Genomic DNA, 8,167 nt, shown 5'->3' with positions numbered 1-8,167 from the left:
GTCACCGACCTCTGCGATGCCCAAATGATCCGCGACATGCACATGGAGCACGCGCTGACCTTCGACGAGGCGCTGAAACGCGCTTTCGAGATCAAAGGCAAGGACGCAAAGGTCACCGTCATCCCCGACGGCGTTTCCGTCATCGTGCGCTGAGGCAACGAAAAGAGGGCAACAAAAAAAGGGCTGCGGATGCAGCCTTTTTTTGTTGCCCTCTTTTCGTTCAGACAAACCCCTTCAAGCGAAGAGATCGTTGAAGGCTTCTGTCATCGTCGGATGCGTATAGACAGCGTTCGCGAGAGTACTCGCCGTAATTCCTGCATCCATCGCCATCTTGACGACATTGATCATTTCCTGCGACTCGGGGCAAAAGAGATGCACACCGAGAATTTTATCCGTCTTTGCATCCATGATCGCCTTTAAGAGTCCTACAGGATTTTTAAGCACCTGCGCTTTCGGTACGGCGGCAACCGCCAGTTTTCGCACGACGACCTCGAAGCCTTTCGCGCGCGCTTCTTCCTCTGTCATCCCCACGCGCGAAAGAGGCGGATCTAAGAATACCGTGTAGGGAACAGCGCCGCGATTCTGTATCGTGCGCTCTCCCGCTCCAACCAAAGTATCCTTGACAATGCGGAAATCATCGAGCGAGATATAGGTGAACTGCAAGCCGCCTGTGACATCGCCCATTGCCCAGATATGCTCCGCTGTCGTTTGCAGCTTCTCGTCGACAGCGATCGCACCGCGCTCTGTCAGTTTCACACCCGCCTTTTCCAGCTGCAAAGCGGAAAGCTCCGGACGTCTGCCCGTTGCGATGAGAACGGCGTCTGCCGTGAGACGCCGTTCGCCCTCGGGCGTTTCCAGCGTAAGTGCGGCGCAGCCAGCCTCGTCCTTGACGCCGCGCACCTTCGCACTCTTCACGATGACAACGCCGCGTTCTTTGAGCGACTGCTCCACGCAGGCGGCGATCTCCAGATCTTCGCGCGGAATAAAATCCGCCGTATCCTGCACAACTGTGACGGCAGAGCCAAAATTCGTATAGTAGGACGCAAATTCCAGACCGATGTAGCCGCCGCCGATGATGACGAGCTTTTTCGGAAGTTCTTCAAGCTCCATCATAGTCTCGCTCGTATAGACATGCGCACTTTCCTTAACCCCCGGAATCGGCGGCACAAAAGGAGATGCGCCCGTATTGATGAAGATCCGATCCGCTTGCACGGCGCTGTCGCCCGATTCAGAAGCGATGCGCACCGTATGCGCATCAACAAAAGAAGCCTCGCCGTCGAGTATGACGACACCCGCCGCTTTGACCTTTTCGTAGTTTTTCTGACGAAGCATCGCCGTCAAGCGCCTTTTTTCTCTGATCGCAGCCCGATAGCGCACCGCCCGCGCTGCAAAATCACCGCCTGCCGCCGCCGAAAGCCGAGCGCTGTACTCAAGCGACTTCGACGGGATGCACGCGACGTTGATGCAGGTACCGCCATAACGCTCCTTTGACCGTTCGACAAGCGCGACGGATTCGCCGCGCTTCGCCAAAAAGCCCGCCAACGTCTTGCCCGCCTTGCCAAAGCCAAGGATCAGATTCTGATACCGCTTTGTTTCCTGCATGTAAAATCCTCCTTTATACAACATGGATAGTCCATGCTGCCTTTATCCATATATATCCAATATATAGTCGCCCCAAGCGTTCAAAGCGGGGAGAAATCTTTCCTTTTCTATCGCGGGCACGAAATGCGCCCGACTGTTTCAATCGTGTGATGCAGCTCCTCGACGAGCGGCGTCGCAGCCGCGCGGTAGTACATCTCCTTGCCTTCGCGGCGCGAGGTGATGAGTCCGCTCGTTTTCAAAAGCCGCAGATGATGCGAGATCGCCGGACTTGACATCTGCATATAGGCGGCGATGTTGATCACGCATTCCTCATAGTGACAAAGAAACCAGAAGATATGCAGCCGCGTCGCGTCACCGAGCTGCTTCATCGCCGCCGATACCGTGACGAGTGTTTCCGCATCCGGCATATTGGGCAGAAAGGTCTCTTGCTGTCCGTGATCGTGCGGCAGGCGCACAGGTGTTTCCTGCATATCCTTACAATCCCTTCCAAATGATTTGCTGCATCGCCTACTGCGTCACGCCGGGAAAAGCATCGACGAATTTGATCGTGATGTCGGGGAAGTGATCGACGAATTGGATCTTGAAATCTTCGCCGAAGTCCACGAACTGCCACTCACCCACATCATGGGGAAACGACTCGACCGTCTTAACCTTGAGGTCGGGAAACGATTGTTTCACTTGAACCTTGATGTCGGGGAAATGTTCCACAACGCGCACCTTGCCCGCCAGACGTATGCCCTTGAAATAGCCGTCCTTCGTGATCTTTTCACTCGATGCCGAAGCGACGGATGCAAGGCAAAGGAGGGCGAGCGTCAAAAAGAGCGCACCGCTTTTTTTCATCAGCGCCGTCATTTATACCACCTTCTTCTTGACGATGCCGAGGCAAAGCGCACTGAGGACGGCGCCGGCGAAGATCGCCACGAGATAGAGCAGCGGGTTGCCGATCGTCGGCACGACGAAGATGCCGCCATGCGGTGCGCGAAGCGTGCAGTCGAAGAACATCGACAGTCCGCCCGCCGTCGCCGAGCCGATGACGCACGACGGAATCACGCGCAGGGGATCGGCTGCCGCAAACGGAATCGCGCCCTCCGTGATGAACGAAAGCCCCATGATGTAGTTGACGACGCCCGACTTCCTCTGCTGCTCCGTGAAGCGGCTCTTGAAGAATGTCGTTGCAAGTGCGATGGCGATCGGCGGCACCATGCCGCCTGCCATGACCGCCGCCATGATGCCGTACTCGCCCGACACGAGCATACCTGTGCCGACGACGTACGCCGCCTTGTTCACGGGACCGCCCATGTCGACCGCCATCATGCCGCCCATGAGGAGTCCGACGAAGATGCGACTCGACGTATCCATGCCTTTCAAGGTCTCGATCATCCAGTTGTTGATGTCCACTACGGGCGGGTTGATTACAAAGTTCATGATGACGCCGATGAGAAAGACGCCAAGGAGCGGATAGAGCAGGACGGGCTTGATGCCTTCCAAAGAGTGCGGCAGATCGGCAAAGACCTTCTTGAGTGCATTGACGACGTAGCCTGCGACGAAGCCGGCGATGAGCGCCCCCAAGAAGCCAGCGCCGCTCGATGCCGCCAAAGCGCCGCCGACGAATCCCACGGCAAGCCCGGGTCTGTCCGCGATGCTCATGGCGATAAAGCCCGCGAGTACGGGCAGCATAAAGCCGAAGGAAATGCCGCCGATGTCCATGAAGGTCTTGGCGTACCAAAGATTCGAGCCGAAGTTGCCGGGATTCGCCGGATCGAAGGTATCCAAGAGGAACGCGAGAGCGATGAGGATGCCGCCGCCGATGACGAACGGCAGCATGTGCGATACGCCATTCATCAAGTGCTTATAGATCTGGCGCGTGATGCTCTCATCGTCCGCCGCGCTCTCTTCCGCCGCCGCCGCGCCGCCCGCATGATGATAGATCGGCGCGGAGCCGGAAAGCGCTTCGTCCAAGAGCGCGTCCGCCTTGTTGATACCATTTGCAACCTTCGTTTGGATCACGGGCTTGCCCTCAAAACGCGCCATCTCGACGTTTTTGTCTGCCGCGACGATGATGCAGGCGGCTTCAGCGATCTCCTGCGCTGTCAGCACGTTCTTCGCGCCGCCCGAGCCATTCGTCTCCACCTTGAGGGAAATGCCGCGCTTCTTTGCGTGCTGCTCCAAGCTCTCTGCCGCCATGAAGGTGTGCGCGATGCCTGTCGGGCAAGCCGTGACGGCGAGGATCTTCTTCGCGCTTGCCGCCGGTGCGGCGCTTGCCGGCGGTGCGGCTTCCTCTGCAGCGGCGGGCGCAGGCTCTTTCGCCGCCTCGAACTTGCCGTCCTCCTTCGCGTCGATGAGCGAGAGGAATTCTTCCTTCGACTTCGCTGCAATCAGCGCTTCCTTGAAGTCGGGATCCATGATCATCGTCGCGAGCTTGCTCAGGACTTCAAGATGCACATCGGCTTCTGCCGCGGGTGCGGCGATCTCGAAGAAGAGGCGCGAGGGGTTGCCGTCCATCGCCTCGAAATCCATGCCTTCCGGCACCGTCATCGCCGCGAGCCCCGGCGCCTTGACGCCCGCGCTCTTCGCGTGCGGCGTCGCGATGCCGTCGCCGAGCCCCGTCGTGCCCGACGCTTCCCGCGCCAGCACGTCTTTCTCGTACTGCGCCTTGTCCGAGAGATTGCCGCCCTTTTCCATCAGTCCCGTCAAGATAGCGATGGCGTCATTTTTATCTTTCGGCTGTACGCCGAGCGCAATGCTCTCGCTCTTCAATAAGTCCGTAATACGCATATCGACCGTTCCTTTCTATCAGCCAACATTCAGCCGATCGTTTTCAACAAGGCCTCAACTTCAGGACGCGTCGCGAGATTTTCAGAAAACGCCGAAGCGGAGCCCGTCGCAACGCCCATAAAAAAGGCGCGCTCCCACGAGCCGCCCGACTCCGCAAAACCGGCGAGGAAGCCTGCGACCATCGAATCGCCCGCGCCGACGGAGTTGACAAGCGTACCCTCAGGCGCAGGGCTTCGGAAGGATTCTCCCATCTCCGTCAGGAAGAGCGCACCGTCGCCCGCCATCGAGATCAGGACATTTTTCGCTCCCATCTCCTGCAGTTTTTTCGCGTGCGCGAGGATGTCCTTCTCCGTCTTTAGCTCCGTATCAAACATTTCGCCAAGCTCATGATTGTTCGGCTTGATGAGCCAAGGCCCGTACTTCAATACCTTGCGGAGAAGCCCCTTCGTCGCATCGACGACGATGCGGATGCCGCGGTGCGCGAGCCGCTCCATGATGCGCTCATAGATGTCATCGGGAAGCGTGTTCGGGATGCTGCCCGCGAGGACGAGCGTATCGCCGTCCTTGAGCGTTTCGAGCTTTTGAAAAAGTGCGTTCTGCGCCGCTTTCGGGATCAAAGGTCCCTGCCCGTTGATCTCCGTTTCCTCCTTCGCCTTGATCTTCACGTTGATGCGCGAAAACCCTTCGTCAAGATGCACGAAGTCCGCCTCGCAGCCGAAGCTCTTGAACTGCTTTTCGACGGCTTCGCCCGTGAATCCTGCCACGAATCCCAGCGCGCGGCTCTCGTGGCCGAGATTCTTCAAGACCATCGACACATTAAGTCCCTTGCCGCCGGGCAGGATGTTCTCATACGTCGCACGATTGATCTCCCCTCTTGTAAGATCGTCAAGACGCAGGATGTAGTCGAGAGACGGATTAAATGTCACGGTGTAAATCATAGCCTTCACCTCAATCCAAAATGACACCGATTATCGCATTTTCAGTATACCTTAAAAGCGCATGAAAAGGCAAGCGGAATCGAAGGGCGCTCAGCTATTTCCCCTAATGTGTGCGGCACGAGGGAAAAACAAACAAAAAGCGCAGCCAACAAAAGACTGCGCTCTTCCTGTCTATTTTCTCAAAACGGACTGACTTTTTTCACTTCAAGCGGCGGCACTTGTTTCATCGTTTGTTCATAATCCCCCGTCAGGTAGTCACCGAGAAGACCGACTTTGAATTTGCCCGGATGGCCGTCGGGCAAAAGATCGTTCGCGGTCAGAAGCATATCGAGCGCCGGCGCAGTGCGCATGGCGGTCGCGCTCATGTGCATGACGAGGATCGCGCCGCGCTTGACCGAGCCGTCGTCTTCGTGCGTCAGACGGTGCAGGATGCCAACGAGCGATTCCAAGGATACGGCGTTGTAGTCTTCCGTACTGCCGCTGCCGTTGACGACGTAGTGAAAGCCGCTCTTCAAGATACTCGCGATGCCCGAGCGGCTCACGGCAAGCGTCGGCGGCCGCAGGATGCGCGTCAAGGCGTATCTGCCCGACGGCAGTTTCATGTCGCCCATCGTCAGCGCAAGTTTCTCATAGGATGATCGTACGTCGTTTTCGTAAGTTTCCTCATCCATAACGGCTTTGTTTTTGCCATTTTTATCGGGCACGCACATCGGCGTATGCGTGTCTGTATGACTGCCGATCTCGTTGCCTGATTCCACGATAGCGCGCAGAAGGCTCGGATTGTTATGGATGTTCTTCGTGATGACGAAGAACGTACCTGCGACATGGTGCTTCTTCAAGACGGCAAGCAAATGGTTGATCGAATCGTCGCTGCCCCAATCGTCAAAGGTGAAGAACACCGTCTTGTCTGCCGCTGTCTTGACGATGCCCGTCTTATCGGCTTTGCGCATTTCGATGCGCGAGAAGCCAAACATGCGGTCGGTCTCGCCGACTTCGGGAGCGCCGACGTAGTATTTGTAAAATGCTTTCATCAGCTCGCCGCCCGCCAGTTTTTTCTCCGTGGAGTATGGACGAACTTCTTCGGGCAGCGCCGCCAGATCGACGGGGTAGGTGAACAGCTCGTCGGTATCGCGCAGAACGTCGAGGACGGAGCAGACGCGATAGCCTGACGCCGCCTGCTCCTTTGCACGTTCTTCGGGCAGAGAGTGCGTCGTGTAGGCGATATTGTCAACCTTCTTCTCTTTCAAGGTGCGCAGAAGCTCGACAGCAAGCGAGGAGCGCGTGTAGTAGTCGGTACGCATGTAAATGATCTCGCCGCGATTAAAGGACGTCGTCCAGCGTCCGAAGAGATCGGGCATGACCTCTTCCGGCGACTGCGCGTCCTTGTGCTTCGACTGCACGGCATTGAAGCCCTGCCCCACGAGGATGCAGCCCATCGCCGACACGGCTTCTCCGATTGCGGCTTCTTCCGCGCCCGACATCTGGCGCACGACATTCGTATCCGCACCGTAGGCGGCAAGCCCTTCGCGGATGCGCTCAATCTGCCCGCAATAGTCGTCGAAGTCTGCACCCGCTTCGGGACGAAGCCCGATGCCCAACTCCTGTCCATAGGCGCGGATAAGCTCGATGTTCTTCTTGTTTCGCTGCAGCTCACGCTCCGTGACGAAAAATGTACCGCGCATGTCCTGCGCTTTCATCTCTTCCAAGATTTCCAGCAAAGGCTCTTCCTTTGACAAACCGCCGAAGGTGAAGATAACGGCAGGCTTCGTGCTGCAGATAAAGCGCTGCTTCTCAGCAATGCGCCCGTGGTTCTGCCGCCGCAGTGCATCGTAAGCGCCCCATGCGGCAGGCGTCTGCTTCTCCGTCGGAGCTTCTGGCGCTTTCGTCTCGTCGCTCGCCTCGACGGCAGCAAAAGATTCCGGCGTCGCTTCCGAGCCTTCCGTACCGGCGAGCGCCGCCAGCCTCGATGCTTCGAAGGCGGCGTCAATCGCCGCCCGATCCGCCGCAGGCGCAGCAGCTGCCGGAGCGCCGCAGACGGCGACGAGTGCGAAGCTCAGTGCACAAAGCGCGCGTTGCGGTCCTCTGCTTTTTCTCATTTTCCAGTTGCGCATGACGTGTCCCTTCTTTTTCTGCTCTTTCCAACTTACTCACGGCTCACATCGGCGAGATCGATGTTGCCGCCGAGCCGCCATATACCCACGGACTCGACGCCGCTTTCCGCCGCCAGCGTGATCCATGCGTTCAGCGTCTCAGCATCGGCATACCAAACCTCATTGTCATGCCCGTCCGCCGAAAACTTGAAGTGGAGCGCCGCACTCTCTGCATCGCGCTCGGGCTGCTTTTCGTACTGCTCCGCAAGCTCCGCCGCTTCCTTCTCACTGAGGAATCTCTTCTCTCCGCCCTTCATGCCAAAGAGCGCGTAATCCTGCCACAGGCAGCCGCCCGTTGCGAAAGCGACGGACTTCTTACCCGGCAGAGCTTCCATCTTCTGCAGGGTCTTTTGGATAAATTCGCGGTCCGCCTTCGGTCCCGGGTCGTTGTGTTTGCCGTGGAGATTGTAAAACATCACGACATACTCCGGTCCCTCGGGCAGTCCCACATCGTAAGCCATCGACGGTTCAAGCACGATGCGCAGTTTCAAGTTGCGCTCTTTCGCGACTTCGGCAAGTTTCTTTGTAAAGGCGACATAGCGCGTCACAAGCGCCTCATCCTTGCGGAAGTTCTCATAATCAAGCTCGATACCCTCCATGCCAAAATCCTGCGCCAGATCCGCCATAGCATCCGCTTCATCTTCGATTCCCTCATCGGTCGCCAAGATGCGGCTCAGGATCTCCTTGTCCTTTTCCACACGC

At 57.6% G+C, this 8,167-nt stretch carries 7 protein-coding genes and 1 pseudogene; 1 reads left to right on the top strand and 7 read right to left on the bottom strand.

The window, feature by feature from the left end; translation table 11 throughout:
• Positions 1 to 153, top strand: a pseudogene (locus tag ACTTKG_RS07680) (nickel-dependent lactate racemase); the annotation flags it as partial.
• Positions 154 to 234: 81 nt separating this feature from the next.
• On the opposite strand, the gene ACTTKG_RS07675 reads toward ACTTKG_RS07680, so the two are convergent.
• The 7 genes from ACTTKG_RS07675 to ACTTKG_RS07645 all read right to left on the bottom strand — a co-directional run.
• Positions 235 to 1,602 carry an FAD-dependent oxidoreductase gene (locus ACTTKG_RS07675; protein ID WP_442673634.1) on the bottom strand — a complete coding sequence of 456 codons (1,368 nt, stop codon included), beginning with the start codon at positions 1,600 to 1,602 and terminating at the stop codon, positions 235 to 237.
• Positions 1,603 to 1,709: 107 nt separating this feature from the next.
• A complete protein-coding gene (locus tag ACTTKG_RS07670) occupies positions 1,710 to 2,072 on the bottom strand; it encodes an ArsR/SmtB family transcription factor (RefSeq protein ID WP_442673633.1) in 363 nt (120 codons plus the stop codon).
• Positions 2,073 to 2,109: 37 nt separating this feature from the next.
• Positions 2,110 to 2,454 (bottom strand): hypothetical protein, encoded by a 345-nt coding sequence (locus tag ACTTKG_RS07665; RefSeq protein WP_442673632.1) that lies wholly within the window; start codon positions 2,452 to 2,454, stop codon positions 2,110 to 2,112.
• Positions 2,455 to 4,377 carry a PTS fructose transporter subunit IIABC gene (locus ACTTKG_RS07660; RefSeq protein WP_442673631.1) on the bottom strand — a complete coding sequence of 641 codons (1,923 nt, stop codon included), beginning with the start codon at positions 4,375 to 4,377 and terminating at the stop codon, positions 2,455 to 2,457.
• A 29-nt stretch (positions 4,378 to 4,406) separates the two neighbouring features.
• Positions 4,407 to 5,315 carry a 1-phosphofructokinase gene (gene pfkB / locus ACTTKG_RS07655; protein ID WP_442673630.1) on the bottom strand — a complete coding sequence of 303 codons (909 nt, stop codon included), beginning with the start codon at positions 5,313 to 5,315 and terminating at the stop codon, positions 4,407 to 4,409.
• Positions 5,316 to 5,494: 179 nt separating this feature from the next.
• Positions 5,495 to 7,426 (bottom strand): polysaccharide deacetylase family protein, encoded by a 1,932-nt coding sequence (locus tag ACTTKG_RS07650; protein ID WP_442673629.1) that lies wholly within the window; start codon positions 7,424 to 7,426, stop codon positions 5,495 to 5,497.
• Positions 7,427 to 7,458: 32 nt separating this feature from the next.
• A partial coding sequence (locus tag ACTTKG_RS07645) for a glycosyl hydrolase family 18 protein (protein WP_442673628.1) occupies positions 7,459 to 8,167 on the bottom strand: 709 nt, incomplete at its 5' end.

This window comes from Selenomonas sp. (genome assembly GCF_052169755.1).
Taxonomy (GTDB): domain Bacteria; phylum Bacillota; class Negativicutes; order Selenomonadales; family Selenomonadaceae; genus Selenomonas.
Note: the sequence above shows the minus strand (reverse complement) of the source record. Positions and strands in the feature narration are given on the sequence as shown.